At 64.9% G+C, this 20,404-nt stretch carries 13 protein-coding genes and 1 pseudogene; 11 read left to right on the forward strand and 3 right to left on the reverse strand.

The features are described from left to right. Positions 1 to 90 precede the first annotated feature (90 nt). The 4 genes and pseudogenes from NLM25_RS19405 (at position 91) to NLM25_RS19420 (ending at position 4,646) form a co-directional block, all read left to right on the forward strand. Positions 91 to 2,049: an ABC transporter ATP-binding protein/permease gene (locus NLM25_RS19405; protein WP_254138009.1), complete on the forward strand. Its 1,959-nt coding sequence runs from the start codon at positions 91 to 93 to the stop codon at positions 2,047 to 2,049. Positions 2,050 to 2,115: 66 nt separating this feature from the next. Next, positions 2,116 to 2,835 (forward strand): annotated as a pseudogene (locus tag NLM25_RS19410) (phosphatidylserine decarboxylase); the annotation flags it as partial. An 85-nt stretch (positions 2,836 to 2,920) separates the two neighbouring features. Next, positions 2,921 to 3,805 carry a phosphatidylcholine/phosphatidylserine synthase gene (locus NLM25_RS19415; RefSeq protein WP_254118449.1) on the forward strand — a complete coding sequence of 295 codons (885 nt, stop codon included), beginning with the start codon at positions 2,921 to 2,923 and terminating at the stop codon, positions 3,803 to 3,805. A gap of 121 nt (positions 3,806 to 3,926) precedes the next feature. Beyond that, positions 3,927 to 4,646, forward strand: a complete 720-nt coding sequence (locus NLM25_RS19420; RefSeq protein WP_254138010.1) for an RraA family protein — start codon at positions 3,927 to 3,929, stop codon at positions 4,644 to 4,646. A gap of 14 nt (positions 4,647 to 4,660) precedes the next feature. Here NLM25_RS19420 and NLM25_RS19425 read toward each other — a convergent pair whose 3' ends face one another. After that, entirely contained in the window at positions 4,661 to 5,146 is a 486-nt protein-coding gene (locus NLM25_RS19425; protein WP_254138011.1) for a hypothetical protein, read from the reverse strand. Positions 5,147 to 5,306: 160 nt separating this feature from the next. Between NLM25_RS19425 and NLM25_RS19430 the strand changes: the two genes are divergently transcribed. The 7 genes from NLM25_RS19430 (at position 5,307) to NLM25_RS19460 (ending at position 13,889) form a co-directional block, all read left to right on the forward strand. After that, complete coding sequence (locus NLM25_RS19430; protein ID WP_014496127.1) at positions 5,307 to 6,080, forward strand: motility protein A; 774 nt, start codon at positions 5,307 to 5,309, stop codon at positions 6,078 to 6,080. Between the two features lie 24 nt (positions 6,081 to 6,104). Further along, entirely contained in the window at positions 6,105 to 6,935 is an 831-nt protein-coding gene (locus tag NLM25_RS19435; protein WP_071915125.1) for a flagellar motor protein MotB, read from the forward strand. A 179-nt stretch (positions 6,936 to 7,114) separates the two neighbouring features. Then, positions 7,115 to 9,013, forward strand: a complete 1,899-nt coding sequence (locus tag NLM25_RS19440) for a potassium transporter Kup (RefSeq protein ID WP_254118452.1) — start codon at positions 7,115 to 7,117, stop codon at positions 9,011 to 9,013. 140 nt (positions 9,014 to 9,153) lie between these two features. Beyond that, positions 9,154 to 11,082, forward strand: a complete 1,929-nt coding sequence (locus NLM25_RS19445) for a potassium transporter Kup (protein ID WP_254118453.1) — start codon at positions 9,154 to 9,156, stop codon at positions 11,080 to 11,082. Positions 11,083 to 11,253: 171 nt separating this feature from the next. Continuing rightward, a complete protein-coding gene (locus tag NLM25_RS19450) occupies positions 11,254 to 11,580 on the forward strand; it encodes a rhodanese-like domain-containing protein (RefSeq protein WP_220007747.1) in 327 nt (108 codons plus the stop codon). A 7-nt stretch (positions 11,581 to 11,587) separates the two neighbouring features. Further along, positions 11,588 to 12,769 (forward strand): aminotransferase, encoded by a 1,182-nt coding sequence (locus tag NLM25_RS19455; RefSeq protein WP_254118454.1) that lies wholly within the window; start codon positions 11,588 to 11,590, stop codon positions 12,767 to 12,769. A 7-nt stretch (positions 12,770 to 12,776) separates the two neighbouring features. Continuing rightward, positions 12,777 to 13,889: a polyamine ABC transporter substrate-binding protein gene (locus NLM25_RS19460; RefSeq protein WP_254138012.1), complete on the forward strand. Its 1,113-nt coding sequence runs from the start codon at positions 12,777 to 12,779 to the stop codon at positions 13,887 to 13,889. A gap of 404 nt (positions 13,890 to 14,293) precedes the next feature. On the opposite strand, the gene NLM25_RS19465 is transcribed toward NLM25_RS19460, so the two are convergent. Together NLM25_RS19465 and NLM25_RS19470 are read right to left on the reverse strand one after the other, a co-directional pair. Continuing rightward, positions 14,294 to 15,550 carry an autotransporter outer membrane beta-barrel domain-containing protein gene (locus NLM25_RS19465; protein ID WP_254138013.1) on the reverse strand — a complete coding sequence of 419 codons (1,257 nt, stop codon included), beginning with the start codon at positions 15,548 to 15,550 and terminating at the stop codon, positions 14,294 to 14,296. Further along, positions 15,462 to 20,282: an autotransporter-associated beta strand repeat-containing protein gene (locus NLM25_RS19470; RefSeq protein WP_254138014.1), complete on the reverse strand. Its 4,821-nt coding sequence runs from the start codon at positions 20,280 to 20,282 to the stop codon at positions 15,462 to 15,464. The genes NLM25_RS19465 and NLM25_RS19470 overlap by 89 nt, the downstream gene beginning before the upstream one ends. Between the last annotated feature and the right edge of the window lie 122 nt (positions 20,283 to 20,404).

The following is a 20,404-nucleotide window of genomic DNA, read 5'->3' on the forward strand; positions in this document are numbered from 1 at the left end:
GGGTGCGCTGGCATCGGGAAGGCTCTATATGACGGGCGAAAACGATTAATCGCAGCGCGTCCCGCATCCGGCGGGCTTTCAGGCTTCTTGATGGACCAACCTCAATCGCTCGACGGCGCCGACGTTCCCGATACTCCCACCGGGGGAGCGCAGGCCGGGGCCACGCTGATGGGCACGCTGGCACATCTGTGGCCCTATATCTGGCCCGGCGACCGCTTCGATCTGAAGATGCGGGTGGTCTGGTCGATGGTGCTGCTGCTCGCGGCCAAGCTGATCACGCTGACGGTCCCGTTCAGCTTCAAATGGGCCACCGACGCGCTGACCGGCGCCAACACCGCGCCGGTCGCGGCCGACAACTGGCACCTCTGGGTGATCGCCTCGCCGCTGCTGCTCACCGCAAGCTACGGCGTGATGCGCATCGTGATGGCGGTGCTGACGCAATGGCGTGACGGCATCTTCGCCCGCGTCGCCATGCATGCGGTGCGCAAGCTTGCCACCATCACCTTCGTTCACATGCACGAGCTGTCGTTGCGCTTTCATCTGGAGCGCAAGACCGGCGGCCTGACGCGCGTGCTCGAGCGCGGCCGCGAGGGCATCGAGGTCATCGTGCGCATGGTGATCCTGCAGCTGATCCCGACCATCGTCGAGGTCACGCTGCTGATGGCGGTGCTGCTCTGGCAGTTCGACTGGCGCTACGTGGTCGCGACCCTGATCACGGTCACCGTCTACATGTACTACACCTACATCGCGACCGAGTGGCGGATCGGCATCCGCCGCAAGATGAACGATTCCGACACCGAGGCGAACACCAAGGCGATCGACTCGCTGCTCAACTACGAGACCGTGAAGTATTTCAGCGCCGAGACGCGCGAGGCGCAGCGCTACGACAAATCGGTCGCGCGCTACGAAGAGGCAAGCGTCCACACCTACACCTCGCTCGCGGTGCTCAATACCGGACAGGCCGTGATCTTCACGCTGGGCCTGACCGCGACCATGCTGATGTGCGCGATCGGCGTGCGCAACGGCACCAACACGGTGGGCGACTTCGTGCTGGTCAACGCCATGATGATCCAGCTCTACCAGCCGCTGAATTTCATGGGCATGGTCTATCGCGAGATCAAGCAGGCGATCATCGACATCGAGAAGATGTTTGGCGTGATCGGCCGCGAGGCCGAGATCAAGGACGTCCCCGGCGCGCCGCCGCTGGCGGTCTCCGCCGGCACGGTGCGCTTCGAGGACGTGCGCTTTGCCTATGAGCCCGCGCGGCCCATCCTGAAAGGCATCAGCTTCGAGGTGCCGGCCGGCAAGACGGTCGCGATCGTCGGCCCTTCGGGTGCGGGCAAGTCGACGATCTCGCGGCTGCTGTTCCGTCTCTACGACGTCTCCGGCGGCAAGATTCTGATCGACGGCCAGGACATCCGCGAGGTCACGCAGGCCAGCTTGCGCGCCTCCATCGGCATGGTGCCGCAGGACACGGTGCTGTTCAACGACACCATCCGCTACAACATCCGCTATGGCCGCTGGGACGCGACCGATGCCGAGGTCGAGGAGGCGGCGCGGCTGGCGCAGATCGATCATTTCATCCGCATGGCGCCGATGGGCTACGAGACCCAGGTCGGCGAGCGCGGCTTGAAACTGTCCGGCGGCGAGAAGCAGCGCGTCGCGATCGCGCGCACCGTGCTCAAGGCGCCGCCGATCCTGGTGTTGGACGAGGCGACCTCGGCGCTCGACACCCACACCGAGCACGAGATCCAGGGCGCGCTCGACCGCGTGGCCAAGAACCGCACCTCGCTGGTGATCGCGCACCGGCTTTCCACCATTGTCGGCGCCGACGAGATCATCGTGCTGGACCAGGGCCGCATCTCCGAACGCGGCACCCATGCCAAACTGCTCGCGCAGGGCGGGCTCTATGCCAGCATGTGGAACAGGCAGCGCGAGGCCGAGGCGGCACGCGAGAAACTGGCCAGGATGGCCGACAGCAGCGAGGCGCCCAACCGGGAGCCGCCGCCGGTCGACGACGCCCTGACGACGTCAGCGGCCGCGGAGTGACCTTGTCTCCGGTCCCAACTCTGGCCTAAACAACTCCACCGCACGGGGACGACCCGCGCGCCATCAACTCCTAGGCGGCAGATAGCGATGTCCATTCTCGATTCGATCCAGCGTCAGATCCCGCCGATCCACAAGGAGGGCTATCCCTTCATTGGCGGCTTTGCGCTGGCAAGCCTCATCCTGTTCTGGCTGTGGTCGCCTCTGGGATGGATCGGCACGATCCTGACCGTGTGGTGCGCGCTGTTCTTCCGCGACCCCGTACGCGTGACGCCGGTGCGCGAGGGGCTCGTGGTGTCACCGGCCGACGGCCGCGTCTCGATGATCACCATGGCGCTGCCGCCGGCCGAGCTCGGGCTCGGCGACCGGCCGCTGCCGCGTATCTCGGTGTTCATGAGCGTGTTCAACTGCCACGTGAACCGCAGCCCGATCGCGGGCAGGGTGGACCGCATCGCCTACCGGCCCGGCCTGTTCATCAACGCCGAGCTCGACAAGGCGAGCGAGGACAATGAGCGCAACTCGCTGGTGATCACGACGCCGACGGCGCGGATCGGCGTGGTCCAGATCGCTGGCCTCGTTGCCAAGCGCATCGTCTGCTTCGTCAAGGAAGGGCAGGCGATCGGGGCCGGCGAGCGTTTCGGCCTGATCCGCTTCGGCTCGCGGCTCGACGTCTACCTGCCTGTTGGCACCAAGGCGCTGGTGTCGGAAGGGCAGACCGCCATCGCCGGCGAGACGATTTTGGCCGATCTCGCGGGGGACGACCCGAGCCGCGCATACCGCGCCAATTAACCAAAAGCCGGTCCATGGGGGCCTTCCGCCGCAATGGCGGAGGGGAACGCGGCTTGCTATATCTCGGTCGAGGTAAGGACGAGCCATGCAGACGCCCTATGATTTGAGAGATCCCGACGTGCGCCGCCGGCGGTTCCGCCCGATCCCGGTTCGCATGCTGGTGCCCAACGTCATCACGCTGCTGGCGATCTGCGCCGGCTTGACGTCGATCCGGCTGTCGATCGAGGGGCGGATGTCGCTCGCGGTCTATGCCATCGTGTTCGCCGCCGCGCTCGACGGCATCGACGGCCGCGTCGCGCGCATTCTCAAGGGCCAGTCCAAGTTCGGCGCCGAGCTCGACAGCCTCGCCGACTTCGTCAATTTCGGCGTCGCGCCCGGCCTGATGCTGTATTTCTGGCAGCTGCACGAGCTCGGCAATGCGGGCTGGATCGCTGCCATGGTGTTCGCGATCTCCGGCGGTCTGCGCCTCGCGCGCTTCAACGCCACCATGGACGATCCCAACAAGCCGGCCTTCGCCGCCAATTTCTTCACCGGCGTGCCGGCGCCGGCCGGCGCGATCACCGTGCTGCTGCCGATCTATATCGCCTTTCTCGATCTCGGCCGGCTGCCCGCGGCGGTGACGGCGGCCTACACGCTGCTGATCGCCTTCCTGATGGTCTCGCGCCTGCCGGTGTTCTCCGGCAAGACGAAGCGCATGCGCGTGGCGCCCGAGCTGGTGCTGCCGGCGTTCGTCGCGGTGATCGTCTTCATCGCGATCCTGATCGCCTATCCCTGGCACGTGCTCTCGATCGGCACGGTGCTGTATCTCCTCGCTCTGCCGCTCGGCTACAAATCCTATCGCGACCAGGCGCGCGCGATGGGAGCCACCGTGCCGTCGGGAGGCGAGGTCCCGTCGCCGCCTTCGGCGCCGACGCTGGCAAATCTGTCGGAGCCGCCACAGGACGACGACCGACCCGGACGGCTGCACTGAACGTGATCGGCGGATATCTGCCATGAAGGCGTCCGAGTTGGGTTGAGGCCCGATCTCGGCTATATCGCCCTGTGCCGGCGGCACCGCGCCAACAGCGGCCGCCAATCTGGGAGAGAACGCCGTGACGAATAAAGCGACCGGGCCGCTGCCCGCTTCCGTCCTCGAAGCGCTGGGCCGCTACGACACCCCGACGATCTGCAATGCCATGGAGATCGTGGCGCCCGAGCGCCGCCTGATCGGCTACACCACCAAGCAACTGGTCTGCCCGTTCCCCGACCTGCCGCCGATCGTCGGCTATGCCCGCACGGTCGCGATCCGCTCGGTGCTGAAATCCTCGCTGCCGGCCGAAGAGCAGTCGAAGCGCCGCATCGAATATTACGAGTATGTCGGCACCGGCCATGGTCCGCGCATCTCGGTGATCCAGGACATCGACGGTCCCGATGTCGGCTATGGCGCGTTCTGGGGCGAGGTGCAGAGCAACGTGCACAAGGCGCTCGGTTGCCTCGGCGTCATCACCGACGGCTCGATCCGTGACATCCCGCAATGGGCACCGGGCTTCCAGGCGCTGGCCGGCTCGATCGGCCCATCGCATGCCTGGGTGCATGCGGAGAGCTTCGGCGGCGAAGTGCGCGTTGCCGGCATGACCGTGAAGTCCGACGACCTGATCCATGCCGACCAGCACGGCGCCATCGTGATCCCGCACGACATCGCCGCGAAACTGCCCGAGGCTGCCGAGCTCTGCGGCCGCCGCGAGACGCCGATCCTGGAGATCGCGCGCAGCCCCGACTTCTCGCTGGAGAAGCTGAAAGCCGCGCTGAAGCGCTCGGCCGAGATCCACTAGCGGGATCGAGCGACCTAGGGCTTTGACGCCGGCCGCGGGCCGCCTTGTTCCAGAAACAGGGCGGCCTGATCCGGCTCGCCGAAGACCGCGGCTGCACACCCGATCAGGGTGAAGCCGCCGGCGACATCCCAGAGGGTGATGTCGTCCGCACTATCAGCGACGTGGATCAAGCGCGCCGCGATCACGGCGAAGCCGGCCTCGACAAACAGCAGCACGCTGAACGCCGGCAGGACGAGTTCCGGCTCCAGCAGGTGGAGCGCCAGCACCGCCGGCAGCGCGGTGAGAAGACTGAACAGCGTCAACATTGCAAAACGGCTCCCGCGATGGCGCATGCCGTGTGGCCATAGAATATCCCAGGCTTTCTCGCCGCGGATGTGGCGCAGGGCCGCAGCCGGAGGGCGCATCATGGAGATGAATGGCAAGACGGTCACGAAGCTCTCGTCCTCGCCCGCCGCAATTATGGTTAGCAAAGTGTTGAGATTCCTGCCGGCGGCCGGCAAAGCCGGCGTCCTTTCAGCGCGCTACGCCAGTCTGGCGCGCCGGCTCAACTTAACCTTTACGCGCCTTTAAGGGCGGCGCTCTAGGGTTTCCGATGCGGTTCGGGGTTGGGCCGCGCCAGCGGCCAGGACGGCCGTTGTTGCGTTCGCGTTGGAGTGTCCCATGGATATCATGACGAGCGTCGGGCTCATTGCGGGCATCATCGTCATTACGGCGATGATCTTCATGGGCGGCGACCTCCACATGTTCATCTCCGAACATGCCATGATCATCATCTTCGGCGGCTCGATCTCCGCCACCATGATCCGCTTTCCGCTCTCAGCGCTCCTGCACGGCCTTCCACTCGGCGCCAAGTTCGCTTTCACCATGAGCCGCCTGTCGGCGCACGACCTCGTCGACGAGCTCGCCCGTATCGCCGAAATCGCCCGCAAGCAGGGCCCGGTCGGCCTCGAAAAGGTCGAGACCGACGAGCCGTTCCTGGCCAAGGGCATCCGCTACGTCGCCGACGGTTACGACCTCGATTTCATCCGCGACAATCTCGAGCGCGACCGCGACAACTTCCTCATGCACCTCGACGAAGGCAGCAAGATCTACCGCGCCATCGGCGACTGCGCCCCGGCCTTCGGCATGATCGGCACGCTGATCGGCATGGTGCAGATGTTCGCCAACATGACCGATCCGTCCAAGCTCGGCCCGTTCATGGCGACCGCGCTGCTCGCCACCCTCTACGGCGCGCTCGTCGCGAACCTGTTCTGCCTTCCGATCGCCGACAAGCTGCACGGCAAGCTGCTCGACGAGGAAACCAACCGCACGCTGATCATCGACGGCATCCTGATGATCCGCGACTCCAAGAGCCCGACGCTCGTGCGCGAAATGCTGCTGGCCTATTTGCCGGAGAAGCATCGTCACGCCGAGGGCGAGCCGGTGCCGGCGTAAGGCCGCCCGCCGGGATTTTGAGAGATGGCCAAGAAGAAGCGCGGCGATGCTCACGGTGGCGGTCACGGCTGGTTCGTGACCTTCGCCGACCTGATGGGCCTGATGATGAGCTTCTTCGTGATGCTCGTCGCATTCTCGACGCAAGACGCCAACAAGCTGAAGATCGTCGCCGGCTCCATGCGCGACGCCTTCGGCGTGCAGAGCGAAGCGCGTTACGCCGGTATCGTCGAGTCCGATGGCCTGCCGACCCGTCCGCGGCTGAAGAACGTCGACCACATCCAGCCAGAGGATGCCTCCAACACGCCGACACCGGACCAGGAGGACCGCGACCGTACATCGGGCGCGAAGATCAAGGTCGATCGCAATTTCGCGCTCGCCGCAGCCTCGCTGCGCCAGGCGTTGCAGGACATGCCGGAACTGACCGAAATGTCCAAGCACATCATGTTCGAGGAGACCAAGCAGGGCCTCAATCTGGAGATCGTCGACCAGGACGGCCGCTCGATGTTCGCCGACGGCTCGAAGGTGCCCTATGATCGCACCCGCCGTCTGATCGAGAAGCTCGCCATTCCGCTCAAGGCCACGCCGCTTCGCGTCTCCATCGCCGGCCATACCGCAGCCGGATTCGTGCCGACCCGCAGCGACTACGGCGCCTTCGACCTGTCGGCCGACCGCGCCAATGCCGTGCGCCAGATCCTCGAACGCGAGGGCTTGCCGGCCTCGCACATCTTCGCCGTCGCCGGCAAGGCGGACACCCAGCCGCTATTTCCGGATGATCCCTCGCTCGCGGCCAACCGTCGGGTGACGATCACGCTGATGCGCGAGGATCCGCCGCTGCCGCCGAATTTGAAGCCGTAGGGCAATAGGCACTTGCGCTACCATCTTACCTGAGGCATGTCGTCGCGCTGTGACCGCAGTTGCTGCGCCGTCACAGCATCTGTCCCGGCGCCTGCTATGGTGACGTGCCGATTGACAGGCGCGCCGGAAACGTCAAAAGGCGCCGGATCAATTCTCGGGAAGAAGCGTTTCTAGTCTCCATGACGGCGAGCATCACATCGACCGAAGCTCAGGACGGGCCGGTCACCTCGGGTTTCTGGGGCCTGACGCTCGGAAGCATCGGCGTTGTCTTCGGCGATATCGGCACCTCGCCGCTCTACGCATTCCACGAGGCGGTCAGGGGCGCGGCCCATGGCGAGCCGGTCTCGCGGGTCATGGTGCTCGGCGTGCTCTCGCTGATCCTGTGGGCGCTCTTCATCGTCGTCACCGCCAAATACGTTCTGCTGCTGCTGCGCGCCGACAACAACGGGGAGGGCGGCACGCTCTCGCTGATGGCGCTCGGCCAGCGCGCGCTCGGGCGTCGAAGCTGGTTCCTGATGGCGCTCGGCGTGGTCGGCGCCTCCATGTTCATCGGCGATTCCATGATCACGCCGGCGATCTCGGTGCTGTCCGCGGTCGAGGGCCTCAAGCTCGCCACGCCCGCGTTCGAGCACTATGTCGTGCCGCTCACCGTCATCATCCTGGCGCTGCTCTTTGCGGTCCAGAGCAAGGGGACGGCGCTGGTGGCCTCGGCCTTCGGGCCGGTGATGGTGGTCTGGTTCACCGTTCTTGCGGTGATGGGCGCCGTGCATATCGCCGATGATCCGTCGGTGCTTGCGGCAATCAATCCCTATTACGCGCTGCAATTCCTGCTGTCGCACGGCACGATCGGTCTGGTGACGCTGGGCGCCGTGTTCCTGGCGGTCACCGGCGGCGAGGCGCTCTATGCCGATCTCGGCCATTTCGGCCGCAAGCCGATCCAGTCGGCCTGGATGTTCTTCGTGCTGCCCGCGCTCCTGATCAACTATTTCGGACAAGGCGCGCTGGTGCTGTCCGATCCCAGCGCGATCGAGCATTCGTTCTATCGCATGGTGCCCGAGAGCCTGGTGCTGCCGCTGGTTGGACTTGCGACCGCGGCGACCGTGATCGCGAGCCAGGCCGTGATCACCGGCGCCTATTCGCTGGTCTATCAGGCGGTGCAGCTTGGCCTGCTGCCGCGCTTCGAGGTGCGCTACACCTCCGAGACCCATGCCGGCCAGATCTATCTGCCGCGCGTGAACCGGCTGCTGCTGATCGGCGTGATGCTGCTGGTGCTGCTGTTCCACACCCCCAGCAATCTGGCTTCGGCCTACGGTATCGCGGTCTCCACCACCATGGTCGCCGACGGCGTCATGGGCTTCGTCGTGATCTGGAAATTGTGGAACTGGCGGGCCGCGACGGCTGCCGCGGTGATCGTGCCGTTCGTCGTCGTCGACATAAGCTTCTTCAGCGCCAACCTGCTCAAGCTGCTCGAGGGCGCCTGGGTGCCGTTGCTGTTCGGTGTGGCCATGGCCGGGACGATCTGGACCTGGCGGCGGGGCTCGGGAATCCTGATCCAGAAGACGCGTCGGATCGAGGTGCCGCTCGACGATCTGATCCGGAGCCTGGAGAAGCGCCCGCCGCACATCGTCAAGGGCACCGCGGTGTTCCTGACCAGCGATCCCGCCTTCGTGCCGACCGCGCTGCTGCACAATCTCAAGCACAACAAGGTGCTGCACGAGCACAACGTGATCCTGACCATCGAGACCGCGCATACGCCGCGGGTCGACCTGTCCGAACGGTTCAGGATGGAGAAGATCAGCGAGAAGTTCTCAAAAGTCCGGCTGCGCTTCGGCTACATGGAGCAGCCCAACGTGCCCAAGGCGCTCGCCATCGCGCGCAAGCAGGGCTGGCAGTTCGACATCATGTCGACCTCGTTCTTCGTGTCGCGCAGGTCGCTGAAGGCCTCGGCCCAGTCGGGCATGCCGCTGTGGCAGGACCATCTCTTCATCGCGCTGAGCCGGTCCGCCAATGACGCCACCGACTATTTCCAGATTCCCACCGGGCGGGTGGTTGAAGTCGGAACCCAGGTGACTATTTGAACGCAACTGGCTAACCCATGCGAATTTCGCATGGCAAGGGCCCGAAATCGGGCTAGGCTATGCCGGCAGCGCAGGACTATAAGCCGCGCGCTCTTCCGCCGTTGTGCAGTGAAGCATTTTAGAGGCCACTGGGCTCTCCCATGACAAGTGACGTAGCGATTTCCGCCCCGGAAACGGCGGCGGCCAATGGGCATGGCGATGCCCACACCACCGCCCGTTTCGGTGCCCTGACGCTCGGCAGCATCGGCGTCGTCTACGGCGATATCGGCACCAGCCCGCTCTACGCGTTCCGCGAGGCGGTGATGGCCGCCTCGGGCGCCGAGGGGTTGCCGACGCCGGCGGCCGTGCTTGGTGTGCTCTCGCTGATCCTGTGGGCGCTCATTGTCGTAGTGACGCTCAAATACGTCGTGATCCTGCTCCGCGCCGACAACAATGGCGAGGGCGGAACCCTGGCGCTGATGGCACTGGCCCAGCGTGCGGTCGGCACCGGCGGGGCGACCATCGTCCTGCTCGGCATCATCTCGGGCGCCCTGTTCTACGGCGATGCCGTGATCACACCGGCACTCTCGGTGCTGTCGGCGATCGAAGGCATGAAGGACGTCACGCTGCGGTTCGAGCCCTATATCGTGCCGCTGACCGTGATCATCCTGGTCGGCCTGTTCGCCGTGCAGTCGCGGGGCACCGCCCGCGTCGCGGCGTTCTTCGGCCCGATCATGTGCGTCTGGTTCGCGGTGATCGCGGTGGCGGCGATCCATCCGATCATCGAGCAGCCGCAGGTGCTGTTCGCGCTGAACCCGCTCTACGCCGTGTCCTTCATGTTCCACCACGGCATCATCGGCTTCGTCACGCTGGGCGCCGTGTTCCTGGCGGTCACCGGCGCCGAGGCGCTCTATGCCGACCTCGGCCATTTCGGCAAGCGGCCGATCCAGACCGCCTGGCTGTTCATCGTGCTGCCGTCGCTGGCGCTGAACTATCTGGGGCAGGGCGCGCTCGTGCTCGGCGATCCCGGCGCGATCGTGAGCCCGTTCTTCCAGCTCTTCCCGCAAGGTTTTTTCCGCGGCTGCATGGTCGTTCTCGCCACCGCCGCCACCGTGATCGCGAGCCAGGCCGTCATCACCGGCGCCTATTCGCTGACGCGCCAGGCGATCCAGCTCGGCCTGCTGCCGCGCTTCGAAATTCGCCATACGTCCGAAGCCCATTCCGGCCAGATCTTCATCCCGCGCATCAACCAGCTGCTGCTGGTCGCGGTGGTGCTGCTGGTGCTCCTGTTCCGCTCCTCCAGCGCGCTGGCGTCGGCCTATGGCATCTCGGTCACCGGGACCATGGTGGTTACGGCGATGATGGGTTTCGTCGTGATCTGGAGGGTCTGGAAGTGGTCGCCGTTCGCGGCCGCCGCCCTGATCGTGCCGTTCCTGTGCCTCGATCTGACCTTCCTCGCCGCGAACCTGCTCAAGGTGTTCGAGGGCGGCTGGGTGCCGCTGGCGCTCGGCGCGCTGATGATCATCCTGATGTACACGTGGCGGCGCGGCAGCCGGCTGTTGTTCGAGAAGTCGCGCAAGCTCGAGTTCCCGCTCGCCGATCTCGTGGCGATGCTGGAGAAGCGGCCACCGCAGCGCGTGCCCGGCACCGCGGTGTTCCTGACCTCGGACCCGCTCAGCGCGCCGACCGCGCTGATGCACAGTCTGAAGCACTACAAAGTGCTGCATGAGAAGAACGTCATTCTCACCATCGAGACCGCGCAGACCCCACGCATCGATCCGGCCGAGCGCGTCAGGCTGGAGCAGATCTCACCGACCTTCTCCAAGGTGACACTGAAGTTCGGCTTCATGGAATCGCCCAACGTGCCGAAGGCGCTGGCGATCGCCCGCAAGCTCGGCTGGCAGTTCGACATCATGTCGACCTCGTTCTTCCTGTCGCGCAGGGCGCTCAAGCCAGCCGCCCATTCCGGCATGCCGCGCTGGCAGGACCGGCTGTTCATCTCGCTGAGCCGCTCCGCCAACGACGCCACCGACTATTTCCAGATCCCCTCTGGCCGCGTGGTCGAGGTCGGCACCCAGGTGACGATCTAGGCCGGCCATCCCGGCCTAGGATTCAAAGCACACTTCAAGTCGCTGCGATTTAGCTTTAACTTGCGCGAGGCAGCTCAAGCCTTTGTAGCGCTTGATTTTTGGTGCCTGAGAGGCGAGGTTGCCGCCCGCCGGGATCGCCCCGGCAAGCTGCTCGCGACGTTGGAGGATGATGTGGCACATCAAGTACAGGATCTGACCCCGGACGAGGTCTCCAAGGGCGTCGCAGAAGGGCGTTATCTGCTCGTCGACGTGCGCGAGCCGAACGAGGTCGAGGCCGAGGCTTACCCTTACGGCGTCGTGGTGCCGCTCTCGACCTTCGATCCCAAGGCGATCCCCGATCCCGCCGGCAAGGAGGTCGTGTTCGCCTGCCGCTCGGGCAAGCGCTCGGTGACGGCCTCGCTCGCGGCGCAGGCGGCGGGTCTGCCTTACGACAAGCATCTGGCCGGCGGCATGCTCGGCTGGAAGGCGGCGGGTCTTCCCAGCAAGGTCGGTGGCTGACCGCGCGATGACGACCAAGAGCTCCTCGCTGAACAACGTCTTCGCCGACCTTCCCGTCACCATCTTCGAGGCGATGTCGCAGGCCGCGCGCGACAATGCCGCCATCAATCTCGGCCAGGGCTTTCCCGACGATCCGGGCCCGGAGGACATCCGCCGCGCCGCGGCCGACGCCTCGCTGAACGGCTACAACCAGTATCCGTCGATGATGGGCCTGCCGGAGCTGCGCCAGGCGATCGCGACCCATTACGGCCACTGGCACGGCCTCAAGCTCGATCCGATGAGCGAGGTGATGGTGACCTCCGGCGGCACCGAGGCACTGACCTCGGCGATCCTCGCGGTGGTCCAGCCCGGCGACGAGGTGGTCTGCTTCCAGCCGGTCTATGATTCTTACTTGCCGATCATCCGGCAGGCCGGCGGCATTCCGCGCCTCGTCCGCCTCGAGCCGCCGCACTGGCGGCTGAATGAGGACATGCTGAAAAGCGTCTTCAATTCAAAGACCAAGGCGGTGCTCTTCAACAATCCCCTGAATCCGTCCGCGGTGGTCTATCCGCGCGAGGACCTCGAGCTGCTGGCGCGCTACTGCCAGGAGTTCGACGTCATCGCGATCTGCGACGAGGTCTGGGAGCACGTCACCTTCGACGAGCACAAGCACATCCCGCTGATCACCATCCCCGGCATGCGCGACCGCACCATCAAGGTCGGCTCGGCCGGCAAGATCTTCTCGCTGACGGGCTGGAAGATCGGCTTCGTCTGCGCCGCGCCGCCGCTGCTGCGTGTCGCCGCCAAGGTGCACCAGTTCCTGACCTTCACCACTGCGCCGAACCTGCAGGCCGCCGTCGCCTACGGCCTCGGCAAGTCCGACGACTACTTCCTGTCGATGCGCAAGGACCTGACGCGGAGCAGGGACCGCCTGACCAAGGGCCTCGAAAGCCTCGGCTTCCCCGTGCTGAAGTCGCAAGGCACCTACTTCCTCACCGTCGACCTGTCGCCGCTCGGGCTCAACGAGAGCGACACCGAGTTCTGCTGGCGGATCGTGAAGGACTACAAGGTCGCGGCGATCCCGGTCTCGGCCTTCTACGAGCAGGACCCTGTCACCTCGGTGGTGCGCTTCTGCTTCGCCAAGAAGGACGAGACCCTCGACACCGCGCTGGAGCGGCTGTCGGACGCGGTGCGCGGGCGCAAGAGGTAGATCTGAGATGACGAACGTCAGCCGCGCCTCGCTTCGCCTTGGTGTTGCACTCGCCGCGGTGCTGACGTTGCTCTCCGCCCCTGCAGGGGCCGAGGAGCGGGTCGTCAACTTCTACAACTGGTCCAACTACATGGCGCCGGATGTCCTTGAGGCCTTCACCAAGGAGACCGGCATCAAGGTGGTCTACGACACCTTTGATGCCAACGAGACGCTGGAGACGCGCCTGATGGCCGGCAAGTCCGGCTACGACGTCGTGGTGCCGACAGCGTACTTCCTCCAGCGCCAGATCAAGGCGAACATCTTCCAGAAGCTCGACAAGGCGAAGCTGCCGAACCTTGGCAATGCCTGGCCGGTGGTGACGCAGCGCCTCGGCATCTACGATCCCGGCAACGTCTACGCCGCCAACTACATGTGGGGCACGACGGGCATCGGCTACAACGTCGCCAAGGTGAAGCAGATCCTTGGGGCCGACGCCAAGATCGACAGCTGGGACATCGTCTTCAAGCCGGAGAACCTGGCAAAATTCAAAGACTGCGGCGTGCACATGCTCGACTCCGCCGACGACATCTTTCCGGCGGCGCTGAGCTATCTCGGGCTCGATCCGAACTCGACCAAGCAGGCGGACCTCGAGAAGGCCGCTGACACCGTGGCGAAGGTTCGTCCGTCGGTGCGCAAGTTTCACTCGTCCGAATATCTCAGCGCGCTCGCGACCGGCGAGATCTGTTTCGTGGTCGGCTGGTCCGGCGACATCATGCAGGCCCGCGCCCGCGCGGCGGAAGCCAAGAGCGGCGTCGAGATCGGCTACACCATCCCGAAGGAGGGGGCGCAGATGTTCTTCGACAATCTCGCGATCCCCGCCGATGCCAAGCACGTCAAGGAAGCCTACGAGTTGATCAACTATCTCTACCGCCCGGACGTTGCCGCCAAGAACTCGGACTTTTTGTCATACGCCAACGGCAACCTCGCCAGCCAGAAGCTGGTCGATCCAAAAATCATTGATGACAAGAACATCTATCCGGACGAGGCGACGCTCGCAAAGCTGTTCGTCATCACGGCGCGCGAGCCGGCGACGCAGCGGGTCATCAATCGGCTCTGGACCAAGGTGAAGACGGGTAGGTGAGGGACCGCGATCGCGCCTCGGATCACCCCCGCAACTCATTTTCTGCAAAACAACCCCATGCACAGTAGAAAAGTGACCGGCGTCGGGATGGTGGTGGCGGGGTTTAAGTCGCGATGCGGTTTGGTTGAATCGCTCCGGCGGCGCAAAAACGTTTGAGGCACTTAGCGCGCCGCGAAAAGTGAACCCTCAGGACAGTTGGACGAGGCTGAATTTCCGTCAGGTTCAGGTCCTTTGACTCGTCGGGCAAAACACTGGCAGAACGGCATCGTCGCCATCGGGTCCAATGCCGCTCTCGGTGCGAAGCGTGCGTCAGGAGCGCAAGCCGCTTCCTAACCCTCGCTGTCATGCTCGCCCGGTCGAGCCGGGCGATGACAGCTGACTATGACGAAAGCGCGCTCCGGGCCTTACCACTCATAGCGCACCGTGCCCTTGCCCGTGTACGTCTGCGTGCTGCGGGAGAACTCACCCTCGACGGTGCCTGCGAGCGAGAAGCCGTTCCGCCATTTCATCTCGGCGCGGCCGCCGACCAGCGCGGAGTCGGCCGCCGGTTGCGCGCCGCCAACCGTGAAGGCGGCGCCGGGGAGCGTCTGGAAGGCGGCGTTCACGAAACGGTTGGTGTTGGTGTCGTGCGCCCAGGCGAGCCGGCCGCGCAGGGTGAGGAGGCCGTCGCTGACGAAGAAACGCTGGTCGGTGCGTGCGCCGAGCTCGGTGCGGACGTTGGTGGTGTCCTGCGCGCTGTAGGACAACGCGAACTGGTTGCTGCCGACAAGCGCGGTCTCGCCGTAGCCCGGGAGGTGGAAGGAAGTGGCCTGCACCGCCGCATAGGGCGTCACGCCGAAGGCAGGGACGGGCACGAAGCGCCAGCCGATTTCCAGGCGGCCGGCGAAGGTGCTCGCCTTGAAGTTCGCGGTGAGCTTGTCTGTGCCTGATACCGTCACGGTGCGATCGGTGGTGACGTCCTGCCAGCCATAGGCAAGCGCCGCCGACACGTAAGCGGGGCCAAAATTGTGACGTGCATAGAGGCCGGCCTGGAAGACATCGGCGCGGCCGCTGCCGAGCGCATCCGCTACCGCGAAGTTGAAGCCGGCGCCGCCGAGCGCGAAGCCGACCAGCGTATCCGGCGAGAGGCGATAATCGGCGCCCACAGCCGTGCCGTAGATGCGGCTGGTGGTGGAGCTCGAACCGGCCGCGGCATTGCCGTTCAAATTGCTGGCGCCGCCATAGCCGGAGGCCCACACCCCCCAGCGGCGATCGATGACATCGTCGCTCGCCTCACGCGGTGTCACCGCGGCATAGGCCTCGCGGACTCCGGAGTCGTGACTTTGGGCGTCGTGGATTTGGGCGTCGTTCGAGGCATAGCCCAGCGCTCCGCCGCCGGCACCATCAGGGCTGCGTCCGCCGTCCATGCCGCCATTGAGCGGATCGAGCATGCCCAAAAACTGCTGCATGGCGTTGAACGCGGCCTGGGTGCTGGCGGCGCCGGGCTGGCCCGAGACCTCGCTCAGCGCGCGGTTCAACTGCGCGCCGCTCATGTTGAGCAACGTATCGAAGCCGGCGGGCGGTGTCGCACCGCTATTGACCGCATTGTTGATGCCGCCGGCAACGTTGGTTTGGTTGCCGCTCGTGCCCGGCGGCAACATGATCGTGCCGGGATCGAGCACGAGATAGACGTTGTTGAGGTCGTAGGTAAGACGCGGATTGCGGGCAGGGCTGAACGTGCCGGCAATGCTCAGCCCGGCGAACTGCGTTCCGCCGAAGCCGCCGGCCGCATTGAGGAGCGTGAAGGTGGCCGCGGAAGCTGCCGGGGATGGCGACCGCCTGTACCGTGGCTCCGGTGAGCGTCGCGGTGCCCGTGACGTTGGTGCGGTCGGCCCCGTTCGTCGAGATCTCGACCGTGTACGAGCTGCCGGCACTGAAGGTGAGGTTGCCGCTGACGGTGAGGGTGCCCACGGAATTGCCGGGCGCCAGCGCGCCGCCGCTCGCAATCGTCGTGTTGCCGACGATGCCGGTGCCGCCGAGAAAACCGCCCGCGTTCACGGTCACGCCGCTCGATGCCGTGATATCGCCGTTCACCGCCAGCGTACCGCCGTCGACCGTCGTTGCGCCGGTATAGGTGTTGACGCCCGACAGGGTCAGCCTGCCGGTGCCGACCTTTACTAGCGAGGCACCGGTGTAACCGCCGGATCCGCCGTCGGTGAGCACGCCGGTGACGGTGGTCGACAGATTGTTGCTGCCGACTGTCAGCTCCTTGCCGCCGAGCTGGAAGGTCCCGCTGCCGGCGAGCGAGCCGGCGGTGAGCCTGTTGTCGCCGTTCGGGCCTGTTGTCATCGAGAGATCGAAGACCGCGCCGGGCGCGGCGTTGACGAGCTGCGCATTGCCGGGCGTCGAGTTTCCGTCGAACAGCACGTTGCCGCTGTTGACGATGGCGGCACTGCCAGCCGTGGTATTGGTATCGAAGCTTAGCTGGCTGTTGTTGATGATGGTGGCGCTTCCGGCCGTGGAGGCACTGGTAAACCGCATCTGACCGTTGTTCGTGATGGTCGCACTGCCGGCGGTGCCGCTGTTGCGGAATTCGATCGTGCCGCTGGCATTGTTGGTGATGGTCGCGTTACCGGCCGTGGGGACGTCGCCGAAATTGCCGCCCCAGAAACTCATCTGACCGCTATTGATGACCGTAGCGTTGGCCAGTGTGCTGCTGTTGACGATCTCGAGCGTGCCCGCGGCGGCGTTGGTGATGCGTGCGCTACCGGCGCTGGAGTCGCCCCAGAAATTCAGGCTGTGATTGTTGGCGATCGTGGCGGTTCCAGCCGTCGAACTGTAATAGAAGTAGATCCGGTCGTTATTGGTGATCGTCGCGTTGCCGGCCGAGCTGCTGTCTTCCAGAAAGAGGCCCTGGTTATTGGTGATGGTGGCGTTGCCGAGCGTAGCGCTGTTCCAGGTGATGAGGCCGCCGTTATTGACAATGGTGGCGCTGCCGGCCGTGCTCGTATCCCGGAAATAGAGGTTAGCGATGTCGACGTTGATCGTGGCGCTGCCGGCCGTGCTCGTGTCGTAGAAGTTGACGTAGCTATAGTAACTGCCGTTGACGGTGAGTGTTGCGTTGCCGGCCGAGCTGGTGTTTCTGAAATTCGTCAGGCCAGTCGTGGTGATCTGAGCATTGGCTGCCGTGGCGACGTCCTTGAATTCGAGCGTGCCTGCATTGGTGATGGCCGCACTGCCGGCCGAGGCCGAATTGTTGAAGTTCAGATTGGCGCGGTTGGATATGTTGGCGCCGCTGGCTGTGCTTGAACCATTGAAGGCCAGGGTGGCCCCGGAAGTGTTGTTGATCGTCGCGGTGCCGGCCGAACTGGTGTCGTTGAAGTTTGTCGTACCCAGATTGTCGATCAGAGCGCTGCCGGCCGATGCGCTGTGCCAGAAATAGAGATTGGAGTTGTTGGTGATCGCGGCGCTGCCTGCGTTGCTCGAATTATTGAACGTCAGGTTGCCGTCGTTGGTGATGGTGGCGGTGCCGCCGGTGCTCGTGTCATGGAAATTCAACTGGCCGGTATTGGCGACGTTGGCGTTGCCGGCGTTGGAGCTGTTGCGAAAGTTTGTGAGCCCGCCGTTCGCGAGGTTGGTGATGCCGCTCGTGTCGGCATTGACGACCTCGAAGGTGGCCCCACTGTTGACGGTGACTGTACCCACAATAGAGCCGGTCGCACCACCACTGCCGATCTGGAGCGTGCCGCCCGACACCGTCGTGCCGCCGCTATAGGTGTTCTGTCCGGTCAGGATGAGCGTGCCGGCGCCAGCCTTGGTGAGCGATTTGCCGTCCCAGCCTGTCGCGGGGTTCGCCGCCTGATCCGTCAGTGCTGCCCCCACCGTGAAACTGTCGTTGGCGTTGGTCAGCGTGAAGGTGCCGTGCGCGAGGGAGTTGCCTGCCGTCCAGCTCAGACCATAGCTGGCGAGGTATTGCAGGCTGTCGGCCGACTTGTGGACGGACATCGTGAGGTAATCCACCGTGCCGCTGAAACCGCCGATGGTGACGTTGGCGAAGTCGCCGCTGATGCCCGATCGCGTGTCGATCAGCACCTTGTCGAGCTGGCTCGCATCGGTGATGCCGCTGACGTTGAAGGCAACGCCGTTGCCGATCGCGACGCCGTCGGCGGACAGCGCGGGGCTGTTCGTTCCCGCGACGATGGAGAGTGCGGTGTTGTTGCCGAACGTCACCGTCTGCGCGACGTTCAGGGGCGCCGGCGCCTGGATCGCCAGCGTTCCGCCTGTAACGTTGATGTTGCCGGCCAGATTGGTGCTGCCGCTTGCGCTGCCGTCGCCGAACTGCAGCCGGCCGCCGGAGACGATCGTATCGCCGCTATAGGTGTTCGTGCCGGTCAGGATCGTGGTACCCGAACCGACCTGCTGCACGGAACCGCTGCCGGAAATATTGACGGCCAGGGTGAGCGTGTTGCTGCGGTTGAAGGCGAGCACGCCGTCGTTGGCGACATCGCCGACGATCGAGCCGGTCGTCCCGCCATTGCCGATCTGCAAGGTGCCGGCCGCGATCGTGGTGCCGCCCGTGTAGCTGTTGCTGCCGGTCAGGATCGTGGTGCCCGAACCGACCTGCCGCAAGGAACCGCTGCCGGAAATATCGCCGGGCAGGGTGACCGCGTCACTGCGGTCGATGGTGAGAACGCCGTCGTTGACGACATTGCCGGCGATCGAGCCGGTCGTCCCGCCATTGCCGATCTGCAAGGTGCCGGCCGCGACCGTGGTGGTGCCCGTGTAGCTGTTGTTTCCGGTCAGGATCGCGGTGTTCGAGCCGAGTTTCTGCACGGCGCCGCTGCCGGAAATCTCGCCGGCGAAGGTGATCGTGTCGCTGCGGTTGAAGGCGAGCACGCTGTCGTTGACGACATTGCCGACGATCCAGCCGGTCGTCCCGCCATTGCCGATCTGCAAAGTGCCGGCCGCGATCGTGGTGCCGCCGCCATAGGTGTTGGTGCCTGACAGCACCAGCGTTCCAGCGCCCAGCTTGGTGAGGCCGCCGGCGCCGCCGAGCGACTGGCTCACCGTGAACGTGTTGGCGGAATCGGCGATGTCGAAGCCGCCGCCCCCCGCGCCCCAATTGATGGCGCGCGCGGTCGAATGGAAAGACGTTCCAGTGATCTGCAACGTGCCGCCGTTGAAGGTCAGCGCGCCGGCTGCATCGCCGAGATTGGCGTCGCCGCTGACGCTCAGTGTGCCGCCGTTGATCGTCGTGCCGCCGGTATAGGTGTTGGTTCCTGCCAGTGCCAGCACGCCGGTCCCGACCTTGACCAGCGAGCCGCCGGTGCCGCCGGCAGAACCGCCATCTGCGATCACGCCGGTGACCGTGGTCGACAGGTTGTTGGAGCCGACGGTCAACTCGTTGGAGCCGAGGAAATACTGGCCAGCACCGGCAATCGAGCCGGCGCTGAGCTTGTGGTCGTTGTTCACGCCAGCGCTTGGCGAGAAATCGATGATGCCGTCGTTGGTGATAGCGGCGTTATCGGCCGTACTGGTGTTGCTGAAATTCACGACAGCGCCGGCGCTGTTGGTGATGGTGGCGCTTCCGGCCTTGCTGGCGTCGCTGAAGTACAGCTGGCTGTTATTGGTTATGGATGCATTGCCGGCAGTGCTGCCCTCGGAGAAGTACAGGTTGCCGGAGTTGGCGATGGTGGAACCTCCGTCGGCCCGACTGCTGGCTTTGAAGTACAGGTCGGCGCCCGCGCTGTTGGTGATGGAGGATCCGTTGCCGGCGCGGGCCGTGTTGCGGAATTCCAGATAGGAATTGTTGGTGAGGGAGGTGCCGTAGCCGGCAAAGCTGGTCTCCTGGTACGCCATGGCGTGGTTGTTGATGATGGTCGTGCCGCCGCTGAAACTGTTGCCGACGAACGACAGGATGTAGTTGTTGGTGATGGTGCCATGGCCCGCCGCGCTCATATCTCTGAAAGTCAGGAAACCGTCGTTATTGATGGTGCCGCCGCTGGAGCTGGAGTTATAGAAATTCAAGCCGCCGCTGTTATTGATGGTGGAGCTGCCTCCCCAGAGGGCCATGCCGCCGTCGGTGAAGCTTAGCCCACTCCCGTTGGGGATGTTGAAGGTATAGGACGAAGCACCTACGTTGAAATACCACTTGCCGACGGAGACGGCGGTCGCCAACGTCAGGTTCGTCTGGCTCGATGTGCCGAAATACGCAGTGCCTGTCGGCACCGAGCCGGTGCTCCAGTTGCTGCCGGTGTTGTAGATATTCGACGCCGGTGAGGCGAGCCATGTCGCATCCTGCGCGCGGGCGGAGCCGGCCGGCAGGGTCCAGGCCAAGGCCAGTGCCGACGACGACAGCAGCGCGGCCCGCAGGTGGCGGGTCGCCCCGAAACAATCTTTCCCCGTCCTCACCATTTCCCCCAGTCCGCGCGGTCGCGAGTCCGCGTCCCGATTCATCGCATTGGGTCCGGGCTGGCGTCCTGATAAGGGGGCAGGAGCTTTCTGAAGATTTCTGATATTTCCGTTTCAGGCCCGCT

Origin of the sequence: Bradyrhizobium sp. CCGB01, assembly GCF_024199795.1 — a bacterium.
Classification (GTDB): domain Bacteria; phylum Pseudomonadota; class Alphaproteobacteria; order Rhizobiales; family Xanthobacteraceae; genus Bradyrhizobium.